This window comes from Escherichia sp. MAL-1 (assembly GCF_052948035.1).
The window spans coordinates 2,251,653-2,266,999 of record NZ_CM129609.1 but is presented as its reverse complement, the minus strand read 5'-3'; the positions used below and the strand labels follow the sequence as shown (position 1 = coordinate 2,266,999).

Here is a 15,347-nt window from a genome sequence, read left to right as displayed (position 1 = left end):
GATTTCAGATCAGGCTTCTGTACCTGGTTGATTCATGGCATTTTCTCGTGCCGCCAGCACACGTTCTACCGTATCTACCACTGCCTGAGTTTGTGGATCGATTTCAATGTTGACGCGTGCGCCAAGTTTTTTCTTCCCAAGAGTCGTGCGTTCCAGTGTTTCCGGAATTAAATGGACGCAAAAACGCGTTGGCGTGACTTCGCCGACGGTCAGGCTAATACCGTCGATGCCAATAAATCCTTTGTACAGAATATATTTCATCAACTGACTATCCTGGACTTTAAACCAGATCTGGCGATTATTTTCCGAGGTTAATATTTTCGCCACTTCAGCGGTGGTCATAATATGACCTGACATTAAGTGTCCGCCAATTTCATCACTGAATTTCGCCGCACGCTCAACGTTTACCCAATCCCCCACTTTTAAATCGCCAAGATTGGTAATGCGTAACGTTTCTTTCATCAGGTCAAAACTGACATGGTTGCCGTTAATTTCCGTCACGGTCAGGCAGCAACCGTTATGCGCCACGGACGCACCGGTTTCCAGGCCGTCCAGCATGTGGTCGGGTAACTCCACCACATGCGTACGAAAATTTGGTTTCTCGTCAATCGACACCAGTTTTGCGGTGCCCTGTACAATCCCCGTAAACATACTTACAACTCCTGAAATCAGTTAAGACATTCTGTTCAGCACAATAGCAGGTGGCAAACGCCCTTACCAGTGAAGGGGTAAGAATGACTATTTTTTCACTGGAGAATTAATAAATCCTCGCTACAATAGACTGAATTTCCCCTGCTTCTTCTTTTTGCTGCCCATTCAGGCGGCTTTTTAGTCTCTCATATAACTACAAATAAAAGGTGTTCACGTGCAGAAGTATATCAGTGAAGCGCGTCTGTTATTAGCATTAGCAATCCCGGTGATTCTCGCGCAAATCGCCCAAACTGCGATGGGTTTTGTCGATACCGTGATGGCGGGCGGCTATAGTGCCACCGACATGGCGGCGGTCGCTATCGGTACTTCTATCTGGCTTCCGGCGATCCTCTTTGGTCACGGACTGCTGCTGGCATTAACGCCGGTTATCGCGCAATTAAATGGTTCTGGTCGACGTGAGCGCATTGCGCATCAGGTGCGACAAGGTTTCTGGCTGGCAGGTTTTGTTTCCGTTCTCATTATGCTGGTGCTGTGGAATGCAGGTTACATTATCCGCTCCATGGAAAACATCGATCCGGCTCTGGCGGAGAAAGCCGTGGGTTATCTGCGTGCGTTGCTGTGGGGCGCGCCGGGATATCTGTTCTTCCAGGTTGCCCGTAACCAATGTGAAGGTCTGGCAAAAACCAAGCCGGGTATGGTAATGGGCTTTATCGGCCTGCTGGTGAACATTCCGGTGAACTATATCTTTATTTATGGTCATTTCGGTATGCCTGAGCTCGGTGGCGTTGGTTGTGGCGTGGCTACTGCGGCGGTGTATTGGGTCATGTTCCTTGCCATGGTTTCTTACATTAAACGCGCCCGCTCCATGCGCGATATTCGTAACGAAAAAGGCACCGCGAAACCCGATCCTGCGGTTATGAAACGACTGATTCAACTCGGTTTGCCGATTGCGCTGGCACTATTCTTTGAAGTGACACTGTTTGCCGTCGTGGCTCTGTTAGTGTCTCCGCTCGGTATTGTTGATGTCGCAGGACACCAGATTGCCCTGAACTTTAGTTCACTGATGTTTGTGCTTCCAATGTCGCTGGCGGCAGCGGTAACTATCCGCGTAGGTTATCGTCTGGGTCAGGGCTCAACGCTGGATGCGCAAACCGCTGCGCGGACCGGGCTTATGGTGGGTGTCTGTATGGCAACCCTGACGGCCATATTCACGGTTTCACTGCGGGAGCAAATCGCCCTGTTGTACAACGACAATCCCGAGGTTGTAACGCTGGCTGCGCATTTGATGTTGCTGGCGGCGGTATATCAGATTTCTGACTCGATCCAGGTGATTGGCAGTGGGATTTTGCGTGGTTATAAAGATACGCGTTCCATTTTCTATATTACCTTTACGGCTTACTGGGTGCTGGGCTTGCCAAGCGGCTATATTCTGGCACTGACCGATCTGGTCGTTGAACCTATGGGGCCAGCAGGCTTCTGGATAGGCTTTATTATTGGCCTGACGTCGGCAGCCATTATGATGATGCTGCGTATGCGGTTCCTGCAACGTCTGCCGTCAGCCATCATTCTGCAACGAGCGTCCCGCTAATAAAGACAAGGCGCAACCTTCACGGGTTGCGCCTGTGTTTTTACGCAGGCTGGAGCGTTGCGCCAATCCCGTCTTCGTCTGGCTGTAGTTTCAGTGCGTTACACAGAGTTTGCCGACTGGCATCTGTTATCTCAACGCGTATATCCCCGGTAACTTCCCCTTTCACATTGATGAAGTCAGGTGAAATTTCTTTCGCACTGGTTTGCAGGCAAATCGCTCCCTCTCCGCGCAGGCGTTTCACTTTCAGTTGCACATGCGTTGCCGCACCAGTGATCAGCCACAGTTTTCCGCCATTCAGATTGATGTTACCAACAATGAAAGTGACACTGTCACCTTTTACCGTACTGCCGTCGAGAATCAACACACCGCCCTGCTGTACAGTAATCGTTGATTGTTGCAGCTCTGCGCCATAACCAATAATCATTGAAGCGCCGTCCAGTAATGCAACACTCCCGGTCAGTTCAACCGGTGCGCGATCTTCCTCTACGACAAAATTTTCGTCCGCGCTGGTGGGTGACAACAGGATCACTGTTCCACCTTGTATTACCGCATTTTCCAGCGTACCGGCATGCACTTCAGCCCGACCACCCACATTCACGGACAGGTTTTGCGTCTTACCGGAACTGTAGAGCTGAAGGCCATCCGTCCCCAGACGATAAATGGATCCATTCTCAACAATAGTGTCAGAGTCTTCACCACCGAGATTATTCATGGTGCCACCAGCAAGCAACGTATCACTGGCTTTCCCGGCCAGCATAAAAACGCCGCCCTGATTAATCTCACAATTGCTGGCTTCCCCACCTGGATACACCAACAATTCACCACCTTCATCTACCACAACCGCTGAGGTTGTCCCATTGACCAACAGGCCGCCCTCTTGATCGAGAATGATTTTTTCCGCGCGATGTCCTTCCAGTACACGCAGGTTACCGCCATTTTCCAGCAACAAACCGCAGGCATAACCCTGATCAACGCTGAATTCACCTTCGGGATGGCGGCCATTAACCGTAGCGAGCGTAGAGAGACTAATTGCGCCTCCCTCGGACTGAACAACATCTGTGGCAATGGCACCGTCGCTGACCGATAGCGTGCCATTGTTACCGTACTGTGTGCATTTGACGATCCCACCGGTTGCAACTTTCAACCAGCCGGTCCCCGTGACCACGGTATTTTCAGCTCTTCCGCCAGCCTCAACAATTAACTCGCCTTCAGTAAGTTGAGTCGCGCCAATGACCTCGCCGGTCTTAACAATTTGCACGTTCCCGTCGCTCATCAAGTTTTTCGCATCAGATCCCATGATTTATTCCTTTGCTGCATCTGTGTGCCTTTATTGCTACCTAAGTGTAAAGGCTACGGAGGATTTATCCACGACAGATTTGAGATGGTGGCAAACAACTCTGTTTAAACTCTGATACACGAATTATTGGGTTGTATCAGATGTAAATGCGATCCTGAATAAAAATCGCCCTTGCAAATCAACAAAATATAGCCAATTTGCTTAAAAGCTCTGCAAACGGTCGAAATAGCGCAGAAAATTACGTTTTGCCTCTTGCCACCTTCCCACTCTGCCGCTAATATTCGTCCCCGTTGTCACCTACAACGTTGCGTTCATAGCTCAGTTGGTTAGAGCACCACCTTGACATGGTGGGGGTCGTTGGTTCGAGTCCAATTGAACGCACCATCCTGCGTCCGTAGCTCAGTTGGTTAGAGCACCACCTTGACATGGTGGGGGTCGGTGGTTCGAGTCCACTCGGACGCACCAGATTTTCTTAATCTGGTCTTCTCCTTTTTCCCTCTGTTTCTTCTCTGTATCCAATACGTTAAAAGATTTACACTGTCTTCGTATGCGTTATCAGAAGGAGAATCGCTATGGCAACTTTGTTACAACTTCATTTTTCTTTCAATGGCCCATTTGGCGACACAATGGCTGAGCAGCTTAAACCGCTTGCTGAGTCGATTAATCAGGAACCTGGTTTTCTGTGGAAGGTATGGACCGAAAGTGAAAAGAACCACGAAGCCGGTGGGATCTACCTTTTCACTGATGAAAAAAGCGCCCTTGCCTATCTGGAAAAACACACTGCCCGACTGAAAAATCTCGGCGTTGAGGAAGTTGTCGCCAAAGTTTTCAATGTCAATGAGCCACTGAGTCAAATCAATCAGGCAAAACTCGCCTGACAGAATTTAATCAAGGGCGGTTAGCGCCCTTTTCATCCCTGTCTGAAATTTCTCAAATTCTAAAAATTTCAACCAAACTTATCTGATAACACTAAATTCGAAAGAATGCGTACAGGTAAGTAACAATGAAAAAAATTGCTATTGTGGGTGCCGGGCCTACGGGGATCTACACCTTATTCTCGCTTCTACAGCAACAAACTCCACTTTCTATTTCTATCTTCGAGCAGGCTGACGAGGCCGGTGTCGGGATGCCATACAGTGATGAGGAAAACTCAAAAATGATGCTGGCAAATATTGCCAGTATTGAAATACCGCCGATTTATTGTACGTATCTCGAATGGCTACAAAAGCAAGAAGCCAGCCATCTCCAGCGTTATGGCGTTAAAAAAGAAACCTTGCACGATCGTCAGTTTTTACCGCGAATTCTGCTGGGCGAATATTTCCGCGATCAATTTTTACGATTAGTAGACCAGGCACGAAAGCAAAAATTTGCAGTGGCTGTTTATGAATCATGCCAGGTTACCGATCTGCAAATTACAAATGCTGGCGTCATGCTCGCTACAAATCAGGATTTACCCAGCGAGACGTTTGATTTAGCGGTGATTGCCACGGGTCACGTCTGGCCTGATGAAGAAGAAGCAACCCGAACGTATTTTCCCAGCCCGTGGTCAGGCCTGATGGAAGCAAAGGTCGATGCGTGTAACGTGGGTATTATGGGAACATCCTTGAGCGGACTGGATGCGGCAATGGCAGTGGCTATTCAGCATGGTTCGTTCATTGAAGATGATAAACAACACGTCGTTTTTCACCGCGATAACGCAAGTGAAAAGCTAAATATCACGTTGATGTCGCGCACGGGTATTTTACCCGAAGCCGATTTCTATTGCCCTATTCCCTACGAGCCCTTACACATCGTCACCGATCAGGCATTAAATGCTGAGATTCAAAAAGGCGAAGAGGGCCTTTTGGATCGGGTATTTAGATTGATAGTAGAGGAAATCAAGTTTGCTGATCCAGACTGGAGTCAACGCATAGCCTTAGAGAGCCTGAATGTCGATTCCTTTGCTCAAGCCTGGTTTGCCGAGCGCAAACAACGCGACCCATTTGACTGGGCAGAAAAAAATCTCCAGGAAGTCGAACGCAATAAACGAGAAAAACATACTGTTCCCTGGCGTTATGTCATTCTGCGCCTGCATGAAGCCGTACAGGAAATTGTTCCACATCTGAATGAACACGACCATAAACGGTTCAGTAAAGGCCTTGCCCGGGTTTTCATCGATAATTATGCGGCAATCCCTTCAGAGTCTATTCGTCGCCTACTTGCCTTACGTGAAGCGGGAATCATTCATATTCTCGCCCTCGGTGAAGACTACAAAATGGAAATTAATGAGTCGCGCACCGTCCTGAAAACGGAAGACAACAGCTACTCGTTTGACGTTTTTATCGATGCCCGCGGGCAGCGTCCGCTTAAAGTGAAAGATATTCCTTTCCATGGACTACGCGAACAATTACAGAAAACAGGGGATGAAATCCCTGATGTTGGTGAAGATTATACGTTACAGCAACCCGAAGATATTCGTGGGCGCGTAGCGTTCGGCGCGTTGCCCTGGTTAATGCACGACCAGCCTTTCGTTCAGGGACTTACGGCATGTGCAGAAATTGGTGAGGCGATGGCTCGGGCGGTCGTAAAACCTGCCTCCCGTGCACGTCGGCGTCTTTCGTTTGATTAAAGGTAAAGCTATCAGCACTCAACAAACTGATGCTGTTCATTAAGACGATAGCGGACTCCGGCTCGAATATTGTTTTCACCTTCAATGGCGACGGCGAAGCGAACTCTTTCGCCGTCATGATATACCAGTGCAGCGCTTCCTCCTGGCCCGAGAATAATTGAGTCGACCACGCCCGTGCTCACTACCGTTGAATTTTCACCGCTGGCAATGATGTGTACATTGTCGCCACTGTTGGCAATTCTGGCGTTTGCGCCAAAGCTGGCGATTTGCACCAGGTCACCATTACTGGCGACATGACATCGTTCACCCAATGTACAAACGCGTACTCGCATTCCGGTATTCGCAATCCGACTGCTATCTCCAGCGCTGCTTATCCGCGAAGAATTACCGGTTACAGCAACCCGTGCGCGTTCACCGGAGCTGCCAATGTGACTGTTAAAGCCGACACTTCCAATCCGCACGCTATAACCCATACTGGCAATTTGCGCGGCATACCCAGCGGTTGCGATTCTGGCGTTATCCTCACAACAGCCGATGCGAGCATGATCGTCGCTGCGGGCAAACTGACTGCAAAATGGTCTCTCTCCGGGGTCTGTGGCCAGTTTTTGCATAGAGGAAACTTCCTGATGCGCGAAGTTTTCATCCGCCAGCCATTTTTTCCACGCATACTCAACCAGACTCTCCGCCCAGTCCGTATATCCTTCCTCAATCAGTGCATGATGAATATCGGCATAACTACCGCCGCGTGGGAAATGGCGCAGGAACCAGCGATACATCACCGCTCCGATACGCCATTCTCGCAGGTCTGCTTGTGTAATGATCATTCGTTAGTGCCGGTGATAGCCATCGACCATGCTTTTAAAGGTTTCGTGTGGCGTACGCCCCGTGGTGCAAAGATAAAGATGACCGAAGATAAAAAAGAGGCTTATAAATGCCAGAGCAAAATGTGTCTGCAATAACCAGTATCTTACGCCAGGAAACACATCTCCCACGGCTTGCGGATAGAGACACAGCAGCCCCGTCAATAGTAACAACGGCAGCAATCCATACATGACACCAACATAGGCAACCTGCTGTAAGGGATTAAATTTAGACTGGGTTGTTGCCGGGAAAGGATGTTCTTCCCCCTGCATAATGCCAAACAAATAAAATCGCGTTTGTTTTGCCGCCCGCTCCAGCCAACCCTGACGACGAATGCGATAGTGGTGGCCATTACCCCCAACGGCATTGATCAGAACAAAGCCGAGCCAGCATGCCAGTAACAAAAATCCGCAAACTTCATGCACCGCAACCAGACTTTTAACCGCAGTTGCGCCCACCAGCGCAAAGTGATTTATCAGCCCACTTGCCAGCAACAATACAAAGAGTAACGCATTCGACCAGTGCCATAATCTGACCGCTTTGCTGTAAAGATAAATCTTCTCACCATGATCGGTGGCTGATTTCTTCACGCCACGAGCACGAAGCAAGGCGTGCAGCCCCAGCACCAACCACATCCCAACCAGCAATACTCCGGCAATGATCAACCACACCGGCCAAAATTCGGGAGTGAACTGTGGCACATAGTTCGCTAACTGGCTCTGAAACTGTTCAGCATGTTGCGACGGGTTCATACATTTTCCTTTTTAATCAAATGTTGACCGAACCGGCGATACAGATGCGGTTTCCCGGCACCAGGTAGCTGATATTGATAGTATTTATTATCCTGCAACCACGCCTGAATTTCTGGGCTATCTTCGCGACCAAAGATCAATGCGTGTTCCGGGCAGGCGCTGACGCAAATGGGCGGAAAGCCTTTTGCCAGCCGGGACTCAGCGCAGAAATCACATTTATCTGCCACTTTAGTGACAGGGTTAAGGTAGCGAACCTGGTACGGACAAGCGCCAATGCAATAACTGCAGCCGATGCACTGCGATTTTTCTACCCGCACGATCCCCTGCTCATCACGCCACGATGCCCCCGTCGGGCAAACGTCGATGCACGGAGCATCTTCGCAGTGCTGACATGACTGGCGAAAAAAGTGATACTGCGTTTCGTTGTCGTTATCGGTGACTGGAATGTGTGCTATCGATAAACGGCTTCCCTGAGCGGGGACGTGGTTAGTTTTACGGCATGCGCGGGCGCAAATATTACAGCCATTGCACCGTGACTCGTCATGAATCATGGCATACCGAACTTCCTTTTCTTGCCTCGTGTTCGCTAACAGAGAAGACGCAGAACCAGTAAAAAAGATTACTGTTCCCATCCCCAGAACAAATTTGCGTCGAGTGAAGGACATCTGATTATCCCCTAATGCAGTGGCTGCAACTGTCCACCCTATCCATGACATCTCCCTGAAATTTCAGGGGTTCTGAAACTGCTCTACCTCGAACCATTCGCATAAGCCATAAGCCTTGCCATAGGTCATAAATCGCTCGCTAAACAAGTACAACACCGCCGTCGATGACTCCACCTGCCGTATATCGGCATATTCAGGTGCAACATCCATCGCGGCGATCGCGGCTTCAATCTGCGCTTCCTGGAAGTAATATGGCGCTTGCATCAGCATGGCGACTTTGTAAGGACGAGGATACGTCTGGCACTCAAAACGAACGGCGTGTGCAATGGCGCGACAAATGTCCTGCTCCACAACTTGCAAAGACATCGCCGCGTAGTTTTCACTCATGGCCTGCGTTGAGTAATAGTAATCATCCTTGCTTCCCGTCAAACAAGCGATATCCGCGTAGTCTCCGTTCTGCTTAATGCTTTCCAGCAAAACTGACAGTTCCTCTTCTGCAACCAAATAGGGTGGCGAGAGAAACACGGCGCGCGCCACCAGCTGCCCAGCCGCAGAATGCTGGCGAATGAACTCAGCCAGGATTTCAGCAGGTTCTGGTTCGGTTACCGTATCAACGGGGTGACGCATCCCCTGCAACCATTGCCGCTTCGCCTCGTCAACTTCGCTGACTTTCGCTAACGGCAATTCATCCTGATGGTTCATCTTACCCATTCCTTACGCAGGCAGTAGATTGTGTGCTGCCAGATCGGCGGCAATATCTTCCAGCCCCAGACGCTGCAATGTTTCGCGGGTTGGACAACCAAGCTGTGGGTCCCAGCCCATTTCTTTGTAGAACATCGTGAGCGAAGCATGCATATCGTCACGATCCATTTTGTCAGTACCTTCAGTAAAGACCGGGATCTGCGGATCCTTGTCGAATACCCAGGAACAGATAAGATCGTGTTCATTACGCATATCTTTGGTTTGCATCAGTTTTACCGTGTAGGCACGATGCAACGTAAAAATACGCTCTGCAGCTAAATCTAATTTTTCCTGAGTCATCTCTTCGCCGGTGATCGCTTTGAAGAATTTGGCTTCAAGCGCCAGATCGCCCCGGTAATTACGGCTTTTCAGCGGCGAAACGGTCATTGGCCAGACCCAGTTGCACAGGGTGACGGCGTTATGCAAACAGACCCGCAACAGCGACCACTTTGCATATTTAATTTTTGCGTCATTGATTGGCGTGTAGTTTTTGGTTTCATCGTAAGCATCTTCAGAACCAAAAAGTTCTTTCGCCACTTCACGTTGCAGTTTCAATGGCAAGCCGGAACCAATAAAGTTGATATGGGTATGCGTCATGCAGTCACGGTTGAACATACAGTTAACAATGGAACCGACCTGCGCTGACGCTTCATTGGCATGGTGAACCGGATAGCCAAACGGCGACCAGAGTTTATTTTTCGCGTAGCCCCAGTACTCTTCACCCAAATTCCAGCGTTCTGCGATGGCATATGAACCATCAGCCAGGTGACTCAGCTCACCCACACGATGCGCCAGACGGTAGTAAAAATCTTTAATGAAGTTAACGTCACCCGCTTCCAGTTGATCCCAGCGAATTTCTGCATACTCTTCAGCTGGCAGAACACGCTTGAACACACCTTTGCTGTAACAATAAGTAAAGTCGCGATGCAACTGCCCGTAGTTACACCATAGGCCGTAGTCATCGAACAAATTCAGACCCACCAGGTTACCAATCACACGACCATCGTCTTTATCTTCAAAATCTTTCGGCCCGTTCGGGAAGATGGTGGTATGGACAAAGTTTGCTACACAAGTGTTACCACCTGTGCTGGGCACGCCAAACTCTTTCACCCGAGGAATATTCATTTGGGTCATACAACGGATCGGGCAAGAGTGGCAGCCGCTCATTTTTACTGTGTATTTCTCTGCCGCCGGTCCTAAGTCAAAAACGGATTTATAGGTACGAAAGCCGACCGTATTCTGATTGCCTGGCGGAATTTCACCCGTTTCAATCGGACCACCTTCAGCCGCGCCCCAAAACAGCCCTTTACGTGCTGTCCAGCGTGACTTGGGATCTGAATACTCTGCCCACGATTGTGGCGTACTTGGCACGACATGGTTGTTATTCGCACCAATAAGTTCAGTCATCATGTAATCATTGAGACGCTTCATCTCCTGACGATCGGCAATGTTGACCCCTTTCGTCCCTTCAACCGCAATCGCTTTCAGGTTTTTCGAACCCATTATTGCGCCAGTTCCCGCACCGCCGCTGTGGTTACGGCTATTCAACATGCCAGAGAGAGGAACAAGGTTTTCCCCAGCCTGACCAATAGCCGCCACACAGGTTTCCGGACTGGTCAATCGACAAATTTCTTCCGTCGTTGCGCGCGTCCCTTTTCCCCATAAGAAATCGGCTTTTTCCAGGCTAACTTTGTCATCTTTAATCTTCAGCCATACCGGTGATTTCGCCTTCCCTTCGATAATAATGACGTCGTATCCAGCGAATTTCATTTGCGCTGCAAAAAAGCCACCCATATGGGCATCGACGACTAAATTTCCTTTGGTAAAAGTAGAAAGTGAGGTGATATTTACGCGAGAACTACAGGGGGCACCAGATCCAGTTAATGGGCCGGTAGCAAAGACTAATTTATTCGCTTCATCGAAAGGTTTCGTGCCTGGCGGTACTTCGTCATACATAATTTTGTAGCCGAAGCCCATGCCACCGACAAAACTTTTAAACTTACTGGAATCTTCGAGGGTAATATTTCCTGTCGTGAGATTGACTCTTAATATATTACCTGTCCAACCGTTAGCCATGATTTTTTCCTTTGCAAGATTCACACAGTAATATCTTTCCACTCGATAATTTTTAACGCCCCTGTTGGGCAGGCGTTTGCGCATTCACCGCATAACACACATTTCGAGGATTTTTTACTTTCGGTATTTACGGTGGCCATCATCCACGGGCATGCCGTAGTACAGGCGCTACAGCCAATACAGCGTTTATGATCGACGGTAATACAGCCTTCTTTCTGCTGCCAGGTAATCGCACCAATCGGGCAGACGTTCATGCATTGCGGCTCTTTGCATTGACGGCAGGTGTCCGCGGTATAGTTGAGATCGCCATACAGGCCGCCGCCAGAGCCAACCCCGTTGTCGCCAAAGAAATAATTGCGATGGATTTTGATACGGGAGAAGAATGTCCCTACTGAGCCATCGTTGAAGTTGGTACAAGAGATTTCACAGCGGTGGCAACCCGTGCATCGCGCTCGCTGGGTCACCAGCACCCCTTTGGGGGTATTTATCAACCCTACTGTGCCGCTATCAATATCTTCCTGTTTGCAACCCAAAAGTGACAGTAACGCAGGGGCAATTGTTAGACCAGCAAGGCCTTTTCCTGATATACGCAAGAATTCTAATCGCGTTAAGCCAATATCTAATAGTGGACGATCAACCGGGTTCATTTATTTCGCATCCTCTTCGCAAACACAGTGCTGACAATTCAGCAGCCTGATATTAAGCATTCAACTAATACGCTGCTGACTCTGTCCCCAACACCAGATATTTTCCCTAACCCGATAGTGTATGAGAAAAGATTAACGCCGATAAACTAATCCTTTATGGTTAGGAGAAAAAATAATGTGATTATTCTGAGCCCTTAACATTGATCGTTATCAATTAAAATTACAAAGCAAGAAATTATAAGTGAACTGATATTTATTATCATTTGAAATAAATTTAACTTAAGCGACAATTATTTGTGACTTTCATTGCAGAAAATAAAAATAACATTATCGCTATAAATTAAAATACATACCGAAATTCGGGTAATGACTCCAACTTATTGATAGTGTTTTATGTTCAGATAATGCCCGATGACTTTGTCATGCAGCTCCACCGATTTTGAGAACGACAGCGACTTCCGTCCCAGCCGTGCCAGGTGCTGCCTCAGATTCAGGTTATGCCGCTCAATTCGCTGCGTATATCGCTTGCTGATTACGTGCAGCTTTCCCTTCAGGCGGGATTCATACAGCGGCCAGCCATCCGTCATCCATATCACCACGTCAAAGGGTGACAGCAGGCTCATAAGACGCCCCAGCGTCGCCATAGTGCGTTCACCGAATACGTGCGCAACAACCGTCTTCCGGAGCCTGTCATACGCGTAAAACAGCCAGCGCTGGCGCGATTTAGCCCCGACATAGCCCCACTGTTCGTCCATTTCCGCGCAGACGATGACGTCACTGCCCGGCTGTATGCGCGAGGTTACCGACTGCGGCCTGAGTTTTTTAAGTGACGTAAAATCGTGTTGAGGCCAACGCCCATAATGCGGGCTGTTGCCCGGCATCCAACGCCATTCATGGCCATATCAATGATTTTCTGGTGCGTACCGGGTTGAGAAGCGGTGTAAGTGAACTGCAGTTGCCATGTTTTACGGCAGTGAGAGCAGAGATAGCGCTGATGTCCGGCGGTGCTTTTGCCGTTACGCACCACCCCGTCAGTAGCTGAACAGGAGGGACAGCTGATAGAAACAGAAGCCACTGGAGCACCTCAAAAACACCATCATACACTAAATCAGTAAGTTGGCAGCATCACCCGAAATTCGTATAATTTCAGCAGTTGTTATTTAGAATGATTAACTGGACCGCAACTGAAGCAAGAATATCAGGATGAAGCTTACCGCCTCATCCTGAATGGTCATTTTACCAGTGCGTTAATGACGGTTTCCATCGCCTGCTTTTCCAGCTCACTGCGCTGAATGCGTTTATTGGCTAATGCTGTACGTAATACGCCTGCGATAACAATATGCTTTGGTTCCTGCCCCAGATCGCGCATTTCCAGCACAACTTTACCGACAACTCTGCACATTTCTCGGTACAGTTCATCCTCTTTTGTCCGATTTCCCATTCTTTATACCTATTTATCATGCCAACTATCAGCATATATCAATCTAACCAATTAAACAAAAATCAAACAAAATCAGACAAATAACGCGATAAATTATTTTAACTGTAGCAATTGAGCGATGATATATTTATACACCGGATGAACTTTCACTTATCCTCACACTGACAACTTCGGCACCAGACGTTGCGCAAACAGTGAAGTTTTTGCGTAACCTTTTCCCTGGAACGTTAAATCTTTGATAACAATTTATTGTCTAACAAGTTGTATATTTTTTGAAACGCTGTTTTTGTTTTCCTTTTGGATTAATTTCAGCGTATAATGCGCGCCAATTGACTCTTGAATGGTTTCAGCACTTTGGACTGTAGAACTCAACGACTCAAAAACAGGCACTCACGTTGGGCTGAGACACAAGCACACATTCCTCTGCACGCTTTTTCGATGTCACCTATCCTTAGAGCGAGGCACCACCACTTTCGTAATACCGGATTCGCTTTCCGGCAGTGCGCCCAGAAAGCAAGTTTCTCCCATCCTTCTCAACTTAAAGACTAAGACTGTCATGAAAAAGACCAAAATTGTTTGCACCATCGGACCGAAAACCGAATCTGAAGAGATGTTAGCTAAAATGCTGGACGCTGGCATGAACGTTATGCGTCTGAACTTCTCTCATGGTGACTATGCAGAACACGGTCAGCGCATTCAGAATCTGCGCAACGTGATGAGCAAAACTGGTAAAACCGCCGCTATCCTGCTTGATACCAAAGGTCCGGAAATCCGCACCATGAAACTGGAAGGCGGTAACGACGTTTCTCTGAAAGCTGGTCAGACCTTTACTTTCACCACTGATAAATCTGTTATCGGCAACAGCGAAATGGTTGCGGTAACGTATGAAGGTTTCACTACTGACCTGTCTGTTGGCAACACCGTACTGGTTGACGATGGTCTGATCGGTATGGAAGTTACCGCCATTGAAGGTAACAAAGTTATCTGTAAAGTGCTGAACAACGGTGACCTGGGCGAAAACAAAGGTGTGAACCTGCCTGGCGTTTCCATTGCTCTGCCAGCACTGGCTGAAAAAGACAAACAGGACCTGATCTTTGGTTGCGAACAAGGCGTAGACTTTGTTGCTGCTTCCTTTATTCGTAAGCGTTCTGACGTTATCGAAATCCGTGAGCACCTGAAAGCGCACGGCGGCGAAAACATCCACATCATCTCCAAAATCGAAAACCAGGAAGGCCTCAACAACTTCGACGAAATCCTCGAAGCCTCTGACGGCATCATGGTTGCGCGTGGCGACCTGGGTGTAGAAATCCCGGTAGAAGAAGTTATCTTCGCCCAGAAGATGATGATCGAAAAATGTATCCGTGCACGTAAAGTCGTTATCACTGCGACCCAGATGCTGGATTCCATGATCAAAAACCCACGCCCGACTCGCGCAGAAGCCGGTGACGTTGCAAACGCCATCCTCGACGGTACTGACGCAGTGATGCTGTCTGGTGAATCCGCAAAAGGTAAATACCCGCTGGAAGCGGTTTCTATCATGGCGACCATCTGCGAACGTACCGACCGCGTGATGAACAGCCGTCTCGAGTTCAACAATGACAACCGTAAACTGCGCATTACCGAAGCGGTATGCCGTGGTGCCGTTGAAACTGCTGAAAAACTGGATGCTCCGCTGATCGTGGTTGCTACTCAGGGCGGTAAATCTGCTCGCGCAGTACGTAAATACTTCCCGGATGCCACCATCCTGGCACTGACCACCAACGAAAAAACGGCTCATCAGTTGGTACTGAGCAAAGGCGTTGTGCCGCAGCTGGTTAAAGAGATCACTTCTACTGATGATTTCTACCGTCTGGGTAAAGAACTGGCTCTGCAGAGCGGTCTGGCACACAAAGGTGACGTCGTAGTTATGGTTTCTGGTGCACTGGTACCGAGCGGCACTACTAACACCGCATCTGTTCACGTCCTGTAATATTGCTTTTGTGAATTAATTTGTATATCGAAGCGCCCTGATGGGCGCTTT

Annotated in this window: 15 protein-coding genes and 2 tRNA genes; 7 read left to right on the top strand and 10 right to left on the bottom strand. The window is 48.6% G+C overall.

Annotated elements, in window-relative coordinates:
• Window positions 1-9: 9 nt before the first annotated feature.
• Window positions 10-651, bottom strand: a complete 642-nt coding sequence (gene ribE / locus ACU8XX_RS11065; protein ID WP_000493947.1) for a riboflavin synthase — start codon at window positions 649-651, stop codon at window positions 10-12.
• A 214-nt stretch (window positions 652-865) separates the two neighbouring features.
• On the opposite strand from ribE, the gene mdtK reads away from it, so the two are divergent.
• Window positions 866-2,239 carry a multidrug efflux MATE transporter MdtK gene (gene mdtK, locus ACU8XX_RS11060; protein ID WP_001174961.1) on the top strand — a complete coding sequence of 458 codons (1,374 nt, stop codon included), beginning with the start codon at window positions 866-868 and terminating at the stop codon, window positions 2,237-2,239.
• 40 nt (window positions 2,240-2,279) lie between these two features.
• Here mdtK and ACU8XX_RS11055 read toward each other — a convergent pair whose 3' ends face one another.
• Complete coding sequence (locus ACU8XX_RS11055) at window positions 2,280-3,536, bottom strand: AIDA repeat-containing protein (protein ID WP_000534307.1); 1,257 nt, start codon at window positions 3,534-3,536, stop codon at window positions 2,280-2,282.
• 307 nt (window positions 3,537-3,843) lie between these two features.
• Here ACU8XX_RS11055 and ACU8XX_RS11050 point away from each other — a divergent pair.
• From ACU8XX_RS11050 to ACU8XX_RS11035, 4 genes are all read left to right on the top strand, one after another.
• Window positions 3,844-3,920, top strand: a tRNA-Val gene (locus ACU8XX_RS11050).
• A 4-nt stretch (window positions 3,921-3,924) separates the two neighbouring features.
• Window positions 3,925-4,001 (top strand) — tRNA-Val (locus ACU8XX_RS11045).
• A gap of 107 nt (window positions 4,002-4,108) precedes the next feature.
• Window positions 4,109-4,414: a monooxygenase gene (locus ACU8XX_RS11040; protein ID WP_016242169.1), complete on the top strand. Its 306-nt coding sequence runs from the start codon at window positions 4,109-4,111 to the stop codon at window positions 4,412-4,414.
• Window positions 4,415-4,539: 125 nt separating this feature from the next.
• The gene (locus ACU8XX_RS11035) at window positions 4,540-6,144 is read left to right on the top strand and encodes an FAD-NAD(P)-binding protein (protein WP_000716937.1); all 1,605 of its coding nucleotides are present in this window, start codon (window positions 4,540-4,542) and stop codon (window positions 6,142-6,144) included.
• Between the two features lie 11 nt (window positions 6,145-6,155).
• On the opposite strand, the gene ydhT is transcribed toward ACU8XX_RS11035, so the two are convergent.
• The 8 genes from ydhT to fumD all read right to left on the bottom strand — a co-directional run bounded on the left by ydhT (window position 6,156) and on the right by fumD (window position 13,327).
• Complete coding sequence (gene ydhT, locus ACU8XX_RS11030; RefSeq protein ID WP_000587527.1) at window positions 6,156-6,968, bottom strand: protein YdhT; 813 nt, start codon at window positions 6,966-6,968, stop codon at window positions 6,156-6,158.
• Between the two features lie 3 nt (window positions 6,969-6,971).
• A complete protein-coding gene (gene phsC, locus ACU8XX_RS11025) occupies window positions 6,972-7,757 on the bottom strand; it encodes a thiosulfate reductase cytochrome B subunit (protein WP_001069977.1) in 786 nt (261 codons plus the stop codon).
• Complete coding sequence (locus tag ACU8XX_RS11020; RefSeq protein WP_001349911.1) at window positions 7,754-8,422, bottom strand: 4Fe-4S dicluster domain-containing protein; 669 nt, start codon at window positions 8,420-8,422, stop codon at window positions 7,754-7,756. The genes phsC and ACU8XX_RS11020 overlap by 4 nt, the downstream gene beginning before the upstream one ends.
• A gap of 63 nt (window positions 8,423-8,485) precedes the next feature.
• Window positions 8,486-9,124, bottom strand: a complete 639-nt coding sequence (locus ACU8XX_RS11015) for a YdhW family putative oxidoreductase system protein (protein ID WP_001301419.1) — start codon at window positions 9,122-9,124, stop codon at window positions 8,486-8,488.
• Between the two features lie 12 nt (window positions 9,125-9,136).
• Window positions 9,137-11,239 carry an aldehyde ferredoxin oxidoreductase gene (locus ACU8XX_RS11010; protein ID WP_001273527.1) on the bottom strand — a complete coding sequence of 701 codons (2,103 nt, stop codon included), beginning with the start codon at window positions 11,237-11,239 and terminating at the stop codon, window positions 9,137-9,139.
• 20 nt (window positions 11,240-11,259) lie between these two features.
• The gene (locus ACU8XX_RS11005; RefSeq protein WP_001070230.1) at window positions 11,260-11,886 is read right to left on the bottom strand and encodes a ferredoxin-like protein; all 627 of its coding nucleotides are present in this window, start codon (window positions 11,884-11,886) and stop codon (window positions 11,260-11,262) included.
• Between the two features lie 377 nt (window positions 11,887-12,263).
• Window positions 12,264-12,961, bottom strand: a protein-coding gene (locus ACU8XX_RS11000; RefSeq protein ID WP_103215986.1) for an IS1-like element IS1A family transposase whose coding sequence is annotated in 2 segments (ribosomal slippage) — window positions 12,264-12,712 and window positions 12,712-12,961 — 699 coding nt in all. Because the reading frame shifts where the segments join, the coding sequence is not laid out codon by codon here.
• A 156-nt stretch (window positions 12,962-13,117) separates the two neighbouring features.
• A complete protein-coding gene (gene fumD, locus ACU8XX_RS10995; protein WP_000528342.1) occupies window positions 13,118-13,327 on the bottom strand; it encodes a fumarate hydratase FumD in 210 nt (69 codons plus the stop codon).
• A 354-nt stretch (window positions 13,328-13,681) separates the two neighbouring features.
• On the opposite strand from fumD, the gene ynhH reads away from it, so the two are divergent.
• Window positions 13,682-13,876, top strand: coding sequence for a protein YnhH (gene ynhH, locus ACU8XX_RS10990; protein ID WP_240806354.1), 195 nt, complete (start codon window positions 13,682-13,684; stop codon window positions 13,874-13,876).
• Between the two features lie 7 nt (window positions 13,877-13,883).
• Window positions 13,884-15,296, top strand: a complete 1,413-nt coding sequence (gene pykF / locus ACU8XX_RS10985; protein ID WP_001295403.1) for a pyruvate kinase PykF — start codon at window positions 13,884-13,886, stop codon at window positions 15,294-15,296.
• Window positions 15,297-15,347: the final 51 nt, after the last annotated feature.

Coding starts and splice junctions, on each gene's coding strand:
- ribE (WP_000493947.1), bottom strand. CDS start 651: ATGTTTACGGGGATTGTACAGGGCACCGCAAAACTGGTGTCGATTGAC.
- ACU8XX_RS11055 (WP_000534307.1), bottom strand. CDS start 3,536: ATGGGATCTGATGCGAAAAACTTGATGAGCGACGGGAACGTGCAAATT.
- ACU8XX_RS11040 (WP_016242169.1), top strand. CDS start 4,109: ATGGCAACTTTGTTACAACTTCATTTTTCTTTCAATGGCCCATTTGGC.
- ACU8XX_RS11035 (WP_000716937.1), top strand. CDS start 4,540: ATGAAAAAAATTGCTATTGTGGGTGCCGGGCCTACGGGGATCTACACC.
- ydhT (WP_000587527.1), bottom strand. CDS start 6,968: ATGATCATTACACAAGCAGACCTGCGAGAATGGCGTATCGGAGCGGTG.
- phsC (WP_001069977.1), bottom strand. CDS start 7,757: ATGAACCCGTCGCAACATGCTGAACAGTTTCAGAGCCAGTTAGCGAAC.
- ACU8XX_RS11020 (WP_001349911.1), bottom strand. CDS start 8,422: ATGTCCTTCACTCGACGCAAATTTGTTCTGGGGATGGGAACAGTAATC.
- ACU8XX_RS11015 (WP_001301419.1), bottom strand. CDS start 9,124: ATGAACCATCAGGATGAATTGCCGTTAGCGAAAGTCAGCGAAGTTGAC.
- ACU8XX_RS11010 (WP_001273527.1), bottom strand. CDS start 11,239: ATGGCTAACGGTTGGACAGGTAATATATTAAGAGTCAATCTCACGACA.
- ACU8XX_RS11005 (WP_001070230.1), bottom strand. CDS start 11,886: ATGAACCCGGTTGATCGTCCACTATTAGATATTGGCTTAACGCGATTA.
- fumD (WP_000528342.1), bottom strand. CDS start 13,327: ATGGGAAATCGGACAAAAGAGGATGAACTGTACCGAGAAATGTGCAGA.
- pykF (WP_001295403.1), top strand. CDS start 13,884: ATGAAAAAGACCAAAATTGTTTGCACCATCGGACCGAAAACCGAATCT.